We start from the raw sequence: 13,335 nt of genomic DNA, 5'->3' as shown, positions 1-13,335 counted from the left end.
GCATGACAGAAACGTTAGGTGGTCGACGTTTCCGTAGCCATCAGTTTCCGATTACGCCCGGGTTTCGGCCCCAAGAGGTGAACAGGGGGCGACGCCGGGGTGAAACGCACGATCACGCACGCCGGGTGACGAACAGCCGGAGGGGCCGGATGGCGGCACCCGAACGGCCGAGTTTGAGATCCCAATGGCGTAATGAGGGGCGAATCCGCGTGATGGAGGCCGGATTTCGCGTGTCCCAACCCGAAACTCGCGTGATGGGAGCCGGAACTCGCGTGACCGGAGGGTCGACACGCGTGACCGGAGGGTCGACACGCGTGACCGGAGGGTCGACACGCGTGACCGGAGGGTCGACACGCGTGATTCGGGGGTCGACACGCCGCGCAGGAGGGCGGTTCGCCGTGTCGGCTCTTCAATCACGCGTGTCGGCCTTCGGATCACGCGGGATGGTGGGTCAGGAGAGTTCGCGGAGGGCCATGGCCAGGCCGGCCAGGCGGTCGGTGGCGTCGGTGAGGGCCTGCTTGGACGTCACCAGGCCGTCGCTCGAGGCCGCGACCGTGTGGCCGGCCGCGGCGACCAGGCCGCGGTAGCCCTCGAGGCCGTCGTCGAGCTGTTCGCGGAGCTTGCCGACCGCCGCGTCCAGGGCCGCCTGTTCGCGGGCGGGTGCGGAGTTGCGGCCTCGTTCGATCGCCTGCACGCGGGCCGCCAAGCCGCGGAGGGCGGCCGCGGCTTCGGCCGCCGTCTGCCGGGCGTCTTCGACGGACACACCGGAGACCGGTGTCGTGCCCACCGAGGACGGCACCGAAAGCTGGCGCAGCAGCTCGGAGAGCGAGGCTTCGCACTCGGCGAGCCGTTCCATCGGCTCGCGCGCCGCCGACCCGGCGGGCGGCAACGGCGGCGGGCCGGACGGCGCCGACGGGATCTGCATGCGGTTCAGTTCGCGCAGCCGGAGCCCGGACCGGACGCCGAACGTGCCGAACACGACGGCTCCGGCGAACGCCACGATGGCCTGCGGCATCATCGGCGCCCCCGCGGCGCTGATCCAGCCGAGCCCGGCCGCCAGGGTGAGGACGCCGCACAGGATCGTCAGCAGGATCCACAGCGTCAGCGCGCGCGACGTCCGGCGCTTGCGGCGTTCCAGTTTCGCGGCCGGGTGGTTCCAGCGGTCCCACTTGGCGCGGGCCTCGGCGAACGCCGGGACCTGACTGGCCATCGACGACAGCGTCGCCGTGACGTCGGGACGTCGCACCGGCGGCCGCTGCAGCGGGTTCGGCCGGGGACGCGGGGGTGCGGGCTTCCCGCCGGCCGCATCGGCCGGCGGGAAGTACTTCTGCACCTTCTGGAGCTTTTCCTGGGCGCGCACGGCGTAGTCGGGCAGTTTCTCGATGTGCTTCTCCAGCTTGGCGCTCAACTCACCGAAGTCACGGCGCCTGCCCTGCTGTCCCATGCTCGCCCCTCCGAAGGATCGCCCGGGTCAGGCCGGGTTCTTGCCCTGCTCGGCCTGGACCCGCGACTGGATCTCGCGCTGGATGTCGGCCTGGCTGGTCGACGCCGGGGCCGTCTTGCCGCCGTCGGTCACCTGGGCGACCGAGTCACCGTGCATCGACGCGCGGATCTGCTGCAACCGCGACTGACCGGCCAGCTGCGTGGTCGAGGCCTGGACCTCCATCATGCGGCCTTGGACCGAGTTCTGCGCCAGCTCGGCCGAGCCCAGCGCCGTGGTGTAGCGCTTCTCGATCTTGTCGCGGACCTCTTCCAGCGACGGGGTGTTGCCCGGTGCCGCCAGCTGGCTCATCTGGTTGAGCGAAGCGGAGACCTGCTCCTGCATCTTCGCCTGCTCCAGCTGCGAGAGCAGCTTGGTGCGCTCGGCCAGCTTCTGCTGCAGCATCTGCGAGTTGCGCTCCACGGCCTTCTTGGCCTGGCCCGCGGCCTGCAGCGACTGGTCGTGCAGCGTCTTCAGGTCCTCGATGCTCTGCTCGGCCGTGACGAGCTGCGTCGCGAAGCTTTCCGCGGCGTTCTCGAACTCGGTGGCCTTCTGCTCGTCACCCTTGGAGCGGGCCTCGTCCGCGAGGACGAGCGCCTGCCGGGTCGACGCCTGCAGCTTCTCCACCTCGCCGAGCTGCCGGTTGAGCTTCATCTCCAGCTGCCGCTGGTTGCCGATCACGGAGGCGGCCTGCTGCGTCAGCGCCTGGTGGTTGCGCTGCGCCTCCTCGATGGCCTGCTGGATCTGTACCTTCGGGTCGGCGTGCTCGTCGATCTTCGACGAGAACGCCGCCATCATGTACTTCCAGAACTTCACGAACGGGTTGGCCATCTCCTCCGCCTGCCTTCTTGCGTCCCACGGGCCTAGGTGTCCTCGAGGTGGGGCGTCGCTCCCCTGCATGTGCAACGCACCGACCCCGGCGTCGGGTTCCATCGTGTCAGGTCGGCCACGTCCGTTCCAGGCGACCCCGGGGGATTTCAGGGTTCCCCCCTGATCACCCCTGGAGGTAACGCGAACGGCCCCGGGCGGGTTGCCCGGGGCCGTCAGGGGTGTCCGATCGGACTACGCGGCGATCGTCGAGGCCAGCTTCGGCTGCCCGATCGTCGTCCGCAACGTCGTGTTCATCCTCGGCGCCGGAGAAACCCGCAGGTCAGCGAGGTCGTTGCCGATCAGCTCGGACATCAGCCGGCCGCCTTCGATGCCGGCCGCCGAGGCCTTGGCGCCGCGCTCGGGCACCTTCTCCCGGGGCGCGCCTTCCCCGATCCGCTCGTCGACCGGTGCGACCTCGACGTTGTCGAGGGCCGAAACGTCCGCCGCCACTTTGTGCAGCAGTTCGCCGAGCGGAAGGTCCAGGGCCTGGCAGATGGACGCCAGCAGCTCGCTCGACGCCTCCTTCTGGCCCCGCTCCACCTCCGAGAGGTAGCCGAGGCTGACCCTGGCGGCGCGGGAGATGTCGCGCAGCGTACGACGCTGGTTGGTGCGGGCATGACGGAGCCGATCACCGATCGCCTCACGCAACAGCACGGTCATCACGCGCCTCCCTTCCGAACAAGTACCCCCTACGTTACCCAGAGCGGCGCCCCGGGCGCAGGAGTTGGTGTGCACGTACGCCAAGGGCGAACGCGTGGTTCACGCCAGATGTTCCCCGAGCAGGGCAAACGCCGCCAGGACCGATTCGGTCCTGATCAAGTCGCGGCCGCCGCTCAAGGCCAGGGTACGGACTGTGCGTGTTCCCGGCCCGGCGAGCCCGACGTGCACCGTGCCCGGTTCGACGCCGTCCTGGGCCGACGGCCCGGCCACGCCGGTGAGCCCGAGGCCCCAGGTCGCGCCGCAGCGGTCGCGGGCGCCCTCGGCCAGCTGCGCGGCGACCTCCGGGTGGACGGCGCCGTGCTCGGCCAGCAGCCCGGCGTCGACCCCGGCCAGCCGGTGCTTCAGCTCGGTGGCGTACACGACCAGGCCGCCACGCAACGCCGCGCTCGCGCCGGGGACGCGGGCGAGGGTGGCGCAGACCAGGCCGGCGGTGAGGGATTCGGCCGCGGCGACGGTCTCGCCCCGCGCGGTGAGCGCCCCGACGAGCGCGGCGGCCTGCTCGTCCGCCGGAGGTCCCGAATGACTCATTCGGGACGTCGGAGGTCGCGAATGAGTCATTCGCGACGTTTCCGCCGGGGTGGCCGGAGCCGGTTCGGTCCGCTCCTCGGCCACCCTCAGCTCCCGGTGACCCGGCGCCCGGCGGCGCGCAGCCGCACCGCCCGGACCAGGTAGTCCACCCCGGTGACGACGGTCAGCACCAGCGCCAGTCCCATCAACGCCCACCGCACCGGGTCCGCGCCTGCCGGCAGCGGCAGCAGGTACGCCACGATCGCCGCGATCTGGGCCATCGTCTTGGCCTTCCCGCCGCGGCTGGCCGGGATCACGCCGTGGCGGATCACCCAGAACCGCAGCAGCGTGACGCCGACTTCGCGGACCGCGATGATGATCGTGACCCACCAGCCGAGCTCGCCCAGCACGCTCAGCCCGACCAGCGCGGCGCCGGTGAGCGCCTTGTCCGCGATCGGGTCGGCGATCTTGCCGAAGTCGGTGATCAGGCCGTACTTGCGGGCCACCCAGCCGTCCAGCTGGTCGGTGGCCGAGGCGACGGCGAACAGCCCGGTCGCGATCGCGCGCCAGGTGGCGTCGTGGCCGTCGCCGACGAACAGCGCGACGACGAACAGCGGCACCAGGACCAGGCGCGACAGCGTCAGGAGGTTCGCGACGTTGAGCGTGGGAACCGGGGTCGGCTCGGGGACCTGGGCGGGAGCCTCGTGGGTCAGGCCCTCGTCGGCGGCATCGCTGGGGACCGCACTCACCGGTCGGCGTCCGGTACCGCGCGGACGATCAGGTCCACGCCCGCCGAATCCACGACCTCGCACCGCAGGAAGTCGCCGACCCGCGACTTCTTTGCGGGGGGCCGGGTGGCGGAGCCCCCGGCCCGGGGCGAAGCCCCGGATGTCACAGTCTTCTCCGGCGCGTCGAGGATGATGCACTCGCCGTCGACCTCCGGCGCCTGGTGCGCGGCGCGGCCGGTCAGCTCGCCGTCGTCGTCCAGCTCGACGAGCACGTCGACGAACGTGCCGATCCGGTCTTCGGCGCGCTGCGAAGTCAGTTCCTCGACGAGCGCGGAGATCCGCGTGACGCGCGCGGCGACCTCGTCGGCGCCGAGCTTGCCGTCGAAGCCCTCGGCCTCGGTGCCGTCCTCGTCGGAGTAGCCGAACACGCCGACGGCGTCGAGGCGCGCGCCGGTCAGGAACCGCTCCAGCTCGGCCAGGTCGTGCTCGGTCTCGCCCGGGAAGCCGACGATCACGTTGGTCCGGATGCCCGCCTCGGGCGCGTACTCGCGGATCTGCTCTGTCAGCGCGAGGAACGAGTCCGTGGAGCCGAACCGGCGCATCCGGCGCAGCACCTGCTCGCTGGAGTGCTGGAACGACAGGTCGAAGTACTCGGCGACACCCGGCGTGGTCGCGATGGCCTTGACCAGCTGCGGGCGCGTCTCGGCCGGCTGCAGGTAGGAGACGCGGACGCGCTCGATGCCGTCGATCTCCGCCAGGCGCGGCAGCAGCCGCTCCAGCGCGGTGGCGCCTTCGCGGCCGAAGTCCTTGCCGTAGGACGTCGAGTTCTCGCTGACCAGGAACAGCTCCTTGACGCCGTGCTCGGCCAGCCACATCGCCTCGGCGACGATCTCTTCGGGCTGCCGGGAGACGAAGGAGCCGCGGAACGACGGGATGGCGCAGAACGAGCAGCGGCGGTCGCAGCCCGAGGCGATCTTCAGCGCGGCCACCGGCGAGTCGTCGAGGCGCGTGCGCAGCACCCGCGGGCCCCAGCCGTGCTGCGCGTGCCCCGGGACCTCGACCTGTTCCGCGGCGGCGGGCCGCTGCACCGGGCTGATCGGCAGCAACTTGCGGCGGTCGCCCGGCGTGTGCGACGCGATCTTGCGGCCGGCGACGACGTCGTCGAGCCGGGCGGAAAGGTCGGCGTAGTGGTCGAAGCCCAGCACCGCGTCGGCCTCGGGGAGGCTGTCGGCGAGCTCGTGACCGTAGCGCTCGGCCATGCAGCCGACCGCGACGACCTTCTTGCCCGTGTCGGAGGCCGCGAGCAGCGTGTCGACCGAGTCCTTCTTGGCCGACTCGACGAAGCCGCAGGTGTTGACCACCACGACGTCGGAGTCCTCCGGATCGGCCGCCAGCTCCCAGCCGCCGGCCGCCAGCCGGCCCGCCAGCTCCTCCGAGTCGACCTCGTTGCGGGCGCAGCCCAGGGTCAGCAGGGAGACGCGTCGGGTGGCGGCAGGATCCGTGACAGGGGAAGACACGACGTTCAGGGTAGCCGCCGGGCCCTGGCGGCCCGACGACGGCGTAGCCCGGTCGTGTCGCCGCGCGAGTGGAGGGATGTGGCAGGGTTGACGATCGTGCCGTCCGCCTCGCCCCGCCCGACCGTCCGCCGCGCGCGGATCGCCGACGTCCGCAAGATCAAGGCCCTGGTCGACTCGGACGCGGGCCGCGTCCTGCTGGAGAAGGACCTGGTCACGCTGTACGAGGACGTCCAGGAGTTCTGGGTCGCCGAAACGGGTGACGAGGTCGTCGGCGCGGCCGCGCTGCACGTGCTCTGGGAGGACATCGCCGAGCTGCGCACCGTGGTGGTCGACAAGGCCGTCCGCGGCCAGGGGGTCGGGCGGGTGCTGGTCGCGCGGCTGGTCGACGAGGCGCGTGAGCTGGGTCTCAAACGGCTGTTCGTACTCACCTTCGAGACGAGCTTCTTCGCCGGGCACGGGTTCGTGGAGATCGACGGCACCCCGGTGTCGCACGAGGTCTACGAGGAGATGCGGCGCTCGCACGACACCGGCGTCGCCGAATTCCTCGACCTGCCCTACGTCAAGCCGAACACCCTGGGAAATTCCCGCATGCTGCTCGAACTCTGAGTGAAAACCTCCTTTCGGGCGGTGACGTGCGCCACTCCCGGACCGGAAGCTGGTCGGGCACCCGTCCACCGGACCGGCAGGGGAAGATCGCATGCGCACGACACTGCGGAACCTGGGGGCCACCGTGACGGTGGCCGTGTCCGTCGGTGCGGGAGCCCTGCTGGGCACCGGCACCGCGGCGGCCACCGACATCCCGGCGCTCACCGACCAGTACCTCTTCCACACGACGCTGTCCGGGTTCGAGTCGATCCGGGACCAGGCGCCCTACTCCGGGCAGCTCGACTGGTCGTCGGACGGCTGCTCGTGGTCGCCGGACAAGCCGTTCGGCTTCCGGTTCCTGCCGGGCTGCCACCGGCACGACTTCGGCTACCGCAACTACAAGAAGCAGGGCCGGTTCACCGAGACCGCCCGCAAGCAGATCGACGACAACCTCTACGCCGACCTGAAGAGCGTCTGCGGGTCGAACATCGCCTGCAAGGCCACGGCCTGGACGTACTACGAAGCGGTTCGCAAGTTCGGCGGCTGAGGGCCCAGGAGGCCAGGATGGTGATCATGGAGATCGATCACCTGCTCAGCACGACCCGCGCGGTCCGCCGGAAGCTCGACCTCGAGCGGCCGGTGGAACCCGAAGTCCTCGACGAGTGCCTGAACCTGGCGCTGCAGGCCCCGACGCCCGGCAACGTCCAGGCCTGGCGCTGGCTCGTCGTGCGCGACCGGACGGTGAAGGAACGGCTCGGGGCGATCTTCCGCGAGGTCGGCGAGGCCTACCTCGCCGACCGCAAGGCAGCGGCCGGAGACGCCGTCGCGCAGCCGTCGGTGGCGCGGGCGCTGGCGTCCGGGCAGCACCTGATCGACGTGATCGAGCGGGTGCCGGTGTTCGTGATCCCGGTCCTGGCCGGCCGCCCGGCCGGCGACAACGCGGCCGACGCGGCGTTCTACGGCGGCATCTTCCCGGCGGTGTGGAACTTCCAGCTGGCCCTGCGTTCGCGCGGGCTGGGCTCGACGCTCACGACGTACCACCTTTCGCGCGAGGCGGAGGCGGCGGAGATCCTGGGCATCCCGGAGGGCCACACGCAGGCCGGGCTGCTGCCGGTGGCGTACACGACGGTGCCGGACTTCAAGCCGGCGTCGCGCACGCCGCTGTCCGAAGTGGCCTTCCTCGACCACTGGGGCACGCCGCTCAGCTGATCCGGACGGTCGCTTCCCCGCCGTCTTCGCCGACCGACACCAGCTCGACGTGGCTGGCGGCGAACGACGTCGCCTGCGGGCCGGTGCGCGGGCCGCTGTGCAGCTCGGCCGTGGTGCTTTCGCCGCGGCCGGGCTCCTTCAGCAGGAACGCCAGTGTGGCCTCCCCCTGCCAGACGCACGTCATGCCGGGGCGGCACCGCGAGTCTTCGACGAGCCGCGTGTAGCGGACGGTCAGGTCCTTGCCCGGCACGGCGGCTTCCTGCCCGAGGCGCAGGGTGACGTCGTACCCGGCCGGGACGGTGTTCTCGGCCGGTGCGGGCGGCGAGGTGGGTCCGGCCGCGGGCTGCCCGGAGGCGACCGCGCTTCCGGCGCCCACCGTGACGACGGCGAAGGCGAACAATCCGGCTACGAATCGCTGTAGGTCCACGCCTTCAGGACGGAACAGGGGTGGCAGCGGGTTGCACTAGTCGTCATCTCCGGTGTCGGCGTCCACCGGGCCGCCGCCGCGGATCATGAACAGGACCGACTCCAGCTCCTCCGGCTTGATCAGCACGTCCCGGGCCTTCGAACCCTCCGACGGGCCCACCACGCCACGGCTCTCCAGCAGGTCCATCAGCCGGCCCGCCTTGGCGAACCCGACCCGCAGCTTGCGCTGCAGCATCGACGTCGAACCGAACTGGGACGTCACGATCAGCTCCGCCGCCTGCAGCAGGACGTCCAGGTCGTCGCCGATGTCCGGGTCGATCTCCTTCTTCTCGCCCGCCTTCTGCGTGGTGACGCCGTCGTTGTAGTCCGGCTGCGCCTGCTCCTTCGCGAAGTTGACGACCGCGGAGATCTCTTCGTCCCCGACGAACGCGCCCTGGATGCGGACCGGCTTGCCGGCGCCCATCGGCAGGTACAGCGCGTCGCCCATGCCGATGAGCTTCTCCGCGCCCGGCTGGTCGAGGATGACCCGCGAGTCGGTCAGCGACGACGTCGCGAACGCCAGCCGCGAGGGCACGTTGGTCTTGATCAGGCCGGTGACCACGTCGACCGACGGCCGCTGCGTGGCCAGGACGAGGTGGATGCCCGCCGCGCGGGCCTTCTGGGTGATCCGGACGATCGCGTCTTCGACGTCGCGCGGGGCGGTCATCATCAGGTCGGCGAGCTCGTCGACGATCGCCATGATGTACGGGTACGGCCGGTACTCGCGCTCCGAGCCCGGCGGCGCGGTGATCTCGCCGGACTTCACCTTCTTGTTGTAGTCGTCGATGTGCCGGACCTTGTTGACCTGCATGTCCTGGTAGCGCTGCTCCATCTCCTCCACCAGCCAGGCCAGCGCGGCGGCGGCCTTCTTCGGCTGGGTGATGATGGGCGTGATCAGGTGCGGGATGCCCTCGTACGGCGTCAGCTCGACCATCTTCGGGTCGATCAGGATCATCCGGCACTCGTCCGGCGTCGAGCGCGCGAGCAGCGAGACCAGCATCGAGTTGACGAAGCTCGACTTACCGGAACCGGTCGAACCCGCGACCAGCAGGTGCGGCATCTTCGTCAGGTTCGCGGTGACGAAGTGGCCCTCGATGTCCTTGCCGAGGCCGATCACCATCGGGTGGTTGTCCTTGACCGTGGTCGGCGCGCGCAGGACGTCACCCAGGCGGACCATCTCGCGGTCGGAGTTCGGCACCTCGATGCCGACCGCGGACTTGCCCGGGATCGGCGCCAGCAGGCGGACGTTGTCGGTCGCCACCGCGTAGGCGATGTTCTTGGTCAGCGCGGTGATCTTCTCGACCTTCACGCCCGGGCCGAGCTCGACCTCGTAGCGGGTGACCGTCGGGCCGCGGGTGAAGCCGGTGACCTGCGCGTCGATGCTGAACTGCTCCAGCACGCCGGTGATCGCCTCGATCATGGCGTCGTTGGCCTTGCTGCGGGACTTCGGCACGTCGCCGAGCTTCAGCAGGTCCGGCGGCGGCAGCTGGTAGTCGCCCTCGACCGTGCGGGTGACCGCGATCGGGGGTTCCGGAGCCTTCTTCGGCTTCTTCTCGGGCACGTCGGCGGCCGGTTTGGGCTCGGCCTTGGGCGGCTTGATCGGCGTCGGCACCTCGGCGAGCGCGGCGTCGAGGTCGAGCTGTTCGCCGCCTTCACTGGCCTGGCGGCGCCGCGACGGCTTGCGCAGGCGCGCTGCCTTCGGGTCCGCTTCGGTGACGGTGTCCTCGTCGGTGGCGAACCCGGAGCGCAGGCCCTCGGCTTCGGCGATCTCCTCCTCGTCGAGGCCCCAGTGCCGCAGCCGGTTCGGGATTTCGCGGACCGGCGTGCCGGTGAAGACGAGCACGCCGAAGAACAGCGCGAGGATCAGCAGCGGCACGGCGACCCAGGTGGTGACGCCCATGGTGAGCAGGCCGCCGGAGAAGGCGCCGACGATGCCGCCGGCGTACATCCGGCCGTCGTTGGTCCCGGGCAGCGCGGTGAAGATGTGCAGCATCCCGAGCACCGACAGGACGACCATGATCGTGCCGACCACCATCCGCGGCCGCGTCTCCGGGTGCGGCTCGGACCGCATCAGCGCGACGGCGACGACGACCAGCACCAGCGGCAGCGTGACGGCCCCGGCGCCGAGGACGGTCCGGGTCGCGATCTCCACCCCGGCACCGATCGGGCCGGCCGCCCGCCACCAGACGCCGACGGCCGCGACGATGCCCAGGCCGATCAGGCCCAGCGCGAGGCCGTCGCGGCGGTGTTCGGGCTCGAGTTCCCGGGTGCGCCCGACCGTGCGGGCCAGCGTGCCCAGGCCCTTGGCCAGCAGGTTCCAGGTCCCGCGGACGCCCTTGCCGAAGAGCCCGGGCGTCTTGCGGCGAGAGCGTGGCGGTGGCTTGCGAGTGGACGACGTACGTGGCTTCGCGGGTGTACGCGGCTTACGCGCCGCTGCCCCCTTCGCGCCGCTACCCGTGCTTCGCTTCCTCGTCGCCGACCCAGCCATGGTTCAACGGTAACCGGCCGTGGCGGTTCGTCCCATGCGCCACTCTCGGCGCAGGGTGAACTTCTGCCTCACACCGGGGGTTGAGCGGCCATCCGGGTGAAGCGCACCGGCGTCTTGAATGACTCATTCAGGGCACCGGAGGTCCTGAATGAGTCATTCAAGACCGATCCGGCCAGTGCGCAAACGGGTGAAATCGGCGTCTGCCATGCTCTGCCCATGCTCGCGCTGCGCACCGACGAACCGTCTCGCCGTGCCCCCGCCATCTGGCGGACCATGCTGAACATCGACCGGGGGCTGGTGAACCTGGTCGGGCGGCTGACCGTCACCGGGCGGGTCCCGGCCCGGCTGCGCGGCCGCCCGCTGCTGATGACCGCCAACCACATCGGCGTGTTCGACGCGTTCGTGCTGATGGCGGCGTGCAAGCGGATCGGCATCAACCCGCGGTTCATGCTGGCCGGCGGCATCCTGGACCCCCCCGTCATCGGCCCCGCGCTGCGGGTCAGCGGGCACCTTCGGGTCGACCGCAAGCACGCCGGCACCGCTGTCGGGCAGTTCGCCGAGGCCGTCGAGGCGATGAAGACCACTCGCGAGCCGATCGTCGTCTACCCCGAGGGCCGGATCAGCCACGACCCGGGCCTGTGGCCGGAGCGCGGCAAGACCGGCGCGGCGCGGCTGGCGCTCGCCGCGGGCGTGCCGGTGATCCCGATCAGCCAGTGGGGCGCGCACGAGGCCGTCTACTGGGGCACCGAGACCGTCAACGGCCCGGCCGACCTGGTCCCGCTGGCCCGCTCGGGGCTCAGCGCGCCCCTGCGCCGGCCGCGGTTCCGCGTGCACTTCGGCGACCCCGTCGACCTGTCGGACGTCGAGCCGGAGCGGCCCGGGGCCGGGGTGCGCGCGCACGCGAAGATCATGCAGGCGATCACCGACGGTCTCGTCCCGCTGCGCCGCGGCGAGCTCGACCGGCCGCGCTTCCACGACCCCACCCGGCCCACCGACACGGTGAGCCCCTGGAAGCCGCCGTCCGCACTGTGAGACGCGGGGGCCGGCGGCCCTAGAGTCGGCGGACGTGAGCACACGGATACTCGTCGTCTACTACAGCTCGACCGGCAACACCGCCGCCCTCGCCGATTCGCTCGCCGCCGGAGCCCGGGAAACCGGCGCCGAAGTGCGGGTGCGGACCGTGCCGGAAACCGTGCCCGCCGAAGCGATCGCGCAGAACCCGCGCTGGCAGGCCTGGGTCGACGCCGGCCCGCACCACGAGCTCGCCACGCTCGGCGACCTCGAGTGGGCCGACGGGCTCGCGGCCGGCAGCCCGACCCGGTTCGGCGGCCCGGCCGCCCAGCTCAAGTCCTTTTTGGACAGTACCGGTGGCCTGTGGGCGAAGGGAAAGCTGGCCGACAAGGTCGCGACGTCGTTCACCACGGCGTCCACGCTGCACGGCGGCCTCGAGTCGACACTGCTGGCGATCAACAACGTGTTCTACCACTGGGGGGCGATCGTGGTGCCGCTCGGCTACACCGACCCGCACCTGCTGGAGTCCGGCAACCCGTACGGCGGCTCGTTCGTGTCCCGCAAGTCGGCGGCGCCGGACGACGTCGCGCTCGGCGCGCTGCGCGTCCAGGGACGGCGGCTGGCCACCATCACGACGCACGTCGCGACCGGCCTCAAGCAGGCGGAGTTACCGGGCTGAGTAACCGGAAAAAACGGTTCGGCGGTGACGTCGGCGGCCCTAGAGTCGCCATCGTGACCACCGAGCTGCCCGTCCTCGCCCCGCCCCGGGCCGCCCACCGCGGCCGCGGGACCGCCTTCGTCCTGCTCGCCGCGCTGTTCTTCAGCACGTCGGGCACGCTCGGCAAGTCCACGATGGCGGCCGGGATCAGCCCGGAGCAGGTGGCCGCGGCCCGGATCTCGCTGGCCGGGTGCGTGCTGCTCGCCGGGGTGGCGCTGGTGGCACCGCGGAAGCTGCGGGTCCGCCGGACCGAGCTGCCGGTACTGGCCGGCTACGGCCTGCTCGGCGTCGCCGGCGTCCAGCTGCTCTACTTCGTCGCGGCGGGCCGGATCCCGGTCGGCATCGCCATCCTGCTGGAGTTCGTCTCGCCGGTGCTGATCGCGCTCTGGGTGCGGTTCGTGCGGCGGCACCGGCTGCCGCGCCCGGTCTGGGGCGGCATCGGGCTCGCCATGGCCGGGCTCGCGCTGGTCGCCCAGGTCTGGCAGGGCGTCACCCTGGACGGGCTCGGCGCGGCGCGGGCTTCGGCGCGGCGCTGTGCTCGGCGGCGTACTTCCTGCTCGGCGAACGCGCGGTGGCCGACGTCGACCCGCTGGGCCTGGTCACCTGGGGCATGGTGATCGGCGCGGTCGCGATCGGCTTCGTCGCACCGCCGTGGACGTGGCCGGTCGCGCTGCTCGACACCGAAGTCGCGTTCGGCGCCGGGCATCCGCCGGTCTGGCTGCTGCTGACCCTGCTGGTGCTGGTGGCGACCGTGCTCGCCTACGTGTGCGGCATTTCGTCGCTGCGGCACCTGCCGGCGCCGGTGGCGAGCGTGCTCGGGCTGGTCGAGCCCGTGATCGTCACCATCACGGCCTGGGTGCTGCTCGGGGAGAAGCTCGCCTGGCCGCAGCTACTCGGCTCGGCGATCCTGCTGGCCGGCGCGTACATCGTGCAGCGGAAGTCGGAAATCCTCACTTCCTGAAGTTGCGCAAATTCTGCACCTGACAGCTTCTGGGTGGGAGAATTCCTCGCGGTCCGCTCACCCCGGGAGGAAGCAC

Annotated in this window: 13 protein-coding genes and 1 pseudogene; 6 read left to right on the top strand and 8 right to left on the bottom strand. The window is 71.3% G+C overall.

Going from position 1 to position 13,335, the window contains the following annotated elements:
* Positions 1-451 precede the first annotated feature (451 nt).
* The 6 genes from pspM to rimO form a co-directional block, all read right to left on the bottom strand.
* Positions 452-1,444 (bottom strand): phage shock envelope stress response protein PspM, encoded by a 993-nt coding sequence (gene pspM / locus A3CE_RS0141755; RefSeq protein ID WP_020646067.1) that lies wholly within the window; start codon positions 1,442-1,444, stop codon positions 452-454.
* A gap of 27 nt (positions 1,445-1,471) precedes the next feature.
* The gene (locus A3CE_RS0141750; protein WP_020646066.1) at positions 1,472-2,311 is read right to left on the bottom strand and encodes a PspA/IM30 family protein; all 840 of its coding nucleotides are present in this window, start codon (positions 2,309-2,311) and stop codon (positions 1,472-1,474) included.
* Between the two features lie 231 nt (positions 2,312-2,542).
* Positions 2,543-3,010 carry a helix-turn-helix domain-containing protein gene (locus tag A3CE_RS0141745; protein WP_020646065.1) on the bottom strand — a complete coding sequence of 156 codons (468 nt, stop codon included), beginning with the start codon at positions 3,008-3,010 and terminating at the stop codon, positions 2,543-2,545.
* 99 nt (positions 3,011-3,109) lie between these two features.
* Positions 3,110-3,598: a CinA family protein gene (locus tag A3CE_RS0141740; RefSeq protein ID WP_020646064.1), complete on the bottom strand. Its 489-nt coding sequence runs from the start codon at positions 3,596-3,598 to the stop codon at positions 3,110-3,112.
* An 86-nt stretch (positions 3,599-3,684) separates the two neighbouring features.
* On the bottom strand, positions 3,685-4,326 hold the full coding sequence (gene pgsA, locus A3CE_RS0141735) for a CDP-diacylglycerol--glycerol-3-phosphate 3-phosphatidyltransferase (RefSeq protein WP_020646063.1): 642 nt from the start codon (positions 4,324-4,326) through the stop codon (positions 3,685-3,687).
* Positions 4,323-5,822 carry a 30S ribosomal protein S12 methylthiotransferase RimO gene (rimO, locus tag A3CE_RS0141730; protein WP_020646062.1) on the bottom strand — a complete coding sequence of 500 codons (1,500 nt, stop codon included), beginning with the start codon at positions 5,820-5,822 and terminating at the stop codon, positions 4,323-4,325. The genes pgsA and rimO overlap by 4 nt, the downstream gene beginning before the upstream one ends.
* Before the next feature lie 96 nt (positions 5,823-5,918).
* Here rimO and A3CE_RS0141725 point away from each other — a divergent pair, with 96 nt between their 5' ends.
* The 3 genes from A3CE_RS0141725 to A3CE_RS0141715 all read left to right on the top strand — a co-directional run bounded on the left by A3CE_RS0141725 (position 5,919) and on the right by A3CE_RS0141715 (position 7,616).
* Positions 5,919-6,428, top strand: a complete 510-nt coding sequence (locus A3CE_RS0141725; protein ID WP_026469370.1) for an amino-acid N-acetyltransferase — start codon at positions 5,919-5,921, stop codon at positions 6,426-6,428.
* Positions 6,429-6,519: 91 nt separating this feature from the next.
* Positions 6,520-6,954, top strand: coding sequence for a phospholipase (locus A3CE_RS0141720; RefSeq protein WP_020646060.1), 435 nt, complete (start codon positions 6,520-6,522; stop codon positions 6,952-6,954).
* A 26-nt stretch (positions 6,955-6,980) separates the two neighbouring features.
* Positions 6,981-7,616, top strand: a complete 636-nt coding sequence (locus tag A3CE_RS0141715) for a nitroreductase family protein (RefSeq protein WP_043793023.1) — start codon at positions 6,981-6,983, stop codon at positions 7,614-7,616.
* On the opposite strand, the gene A3CE_RS59025 is transcribed toward A3CE_RS0141715, so the two are convergent.
* Together A3CE_RS59025 and A3CE_RS0141705 are read right to left on the bottom strand one after the other, a co-directional pair.
* The gene (locus A3CE_RS59025) at positions 7,609-8,043 is read right to left on the bottom strand and encodes a hypothetical protein (RefSeq protein WP_026469369.1); all 435 of its coding nucleotides are present in this window, start codon (positions 8,041-8,043) and stop codon (positions 7,609-7,611) included. The genes A3CE_RS0141715 and A3CE_RS59025 overlap by 8 nt on opposite strands.
* Positions 8,044-8,079: 36 nt before the next feature.
* Positions 8,080-10,569 (bottom strand): DNA translocase FtsK, encoded by a 2,490-nt coding sequence (locus A3CE_RS0141705; protein ID WP_020646057.1) that lies wholly within the window; start codon positions 10,567-10,569, stop codon positions 8,080-8,082.
* Positions 10,570-10,785: 216 nt separating this feature from the next.
* Between A3CE_RS0141705 and A3CE_RS0141700 the strand changes: the two genes are divergently transcribed.
* From A3CE_RS0141700 to A3CE_RS52420, 3 genes and pseudogenes are all read left to right on the top strand, one after another.
* The gene (locus A3CE_RS0141700) at positions 10,786-11,601 is read left to right on the top strand and encodes a lysophospholipid acyltransferase family protein (protein ID WP_020646056.1); all 816 of its coding nucleotides are present in this window, start codon (positions 10,786-10,788) and stop codon (positions 11,599-11,601) included.
* Positions 11,602-11,635: 34 nt separating this feature from the next.
* Entirely contained in the window at positions 11,636-12,259 is a 624-nt protein-coding gene (wrbA, locus tag A3CE_RS0141695; RefSeq protein ID WP_020646055.1) for an NAD(P)H:quinone oxidoreductase, read from the top strand.
* A gap of 53 nt (positions 12,260-12,312) precedes the next feature.
* Positions 12,313-13,259: pseudogene (locus A3CE_RS52420) on the top strand (EamA family transporter).
* The last annotated feature ends 76 nt before the right edge of the window (positions 13,260-13,335 follow it).

The organism is Amycolatopsis balhimycina FH 1894, from assembly GCF_000384295.1.
Lineage (GTDB): Bacteria > Actinomycetota > Actinomycetes > Mycobacteriales > Pseudonocardiaceae > Amycolatopsis > Amycolatopsis balhimycina.
Note: the sequence above shows the minus strand (reverse complement) of the source record. Positions and strands in the feature narration are given on the sequence as shown.

Coding starts and splice junctions, on each gene's coding strand:
- A3CE_RS0141715 (WP_043793023.1), top strand. CDS start 6,981: ATGGAGATCGATCACCTGCTCAGCACGACCCGCGCGGTCCGCCGGAAG.
- A3CE_RS0141720 (WP_020646060.1), top strand. CDS start 6,520: ATGCGCACGACACTGCGGAACCTGGGGGCCACCGTGACGGTGGCCGTG.
- A3CE_RS0141750 (WP_020646066.1), bottom strand. CDS start 2,311: ATGGCCAACCCGTTCGTGAAGTTCTGGAAGTACATGATGGCGGCGTTC.
- A3CE_RS0141745 (WP_020646065.1), bottom strand. CDS start 3,010: ATGACCGTGCTGTTGCGTGAGGCGATCGGTGATCGGCTCCGTCATGCC.
- A3CE_RS0141740 (WP_020646064.1), bottom strand. CDS start 3,598: ATGAGTCATTCGGGACCTCCGGCGGACGAGCAGGCCGCCGCGCTCGTC.
- pspM (WP_020646067.1), bottom strand. CDS start 1,444: ATGGGACAGCAGGGCAGGCGCCGTGACTTCGGTGAGTTGAGCGCCAAG.
- A3CE_RS0141700 (WP_020646056.1), top strand. CDS start 10,786: ATGCTCGCGCTGCGCACCGACGAACCGTCTCGCCGTGCCCCCGCCATC.
- A3CE_RS0141705 (WP_020646057.1), bottom strand. CDS start 10,569: ATGGCTGGGTCGGCGACGAGGAAGCGAAGCACGGGTAGCGGCGCGAAG.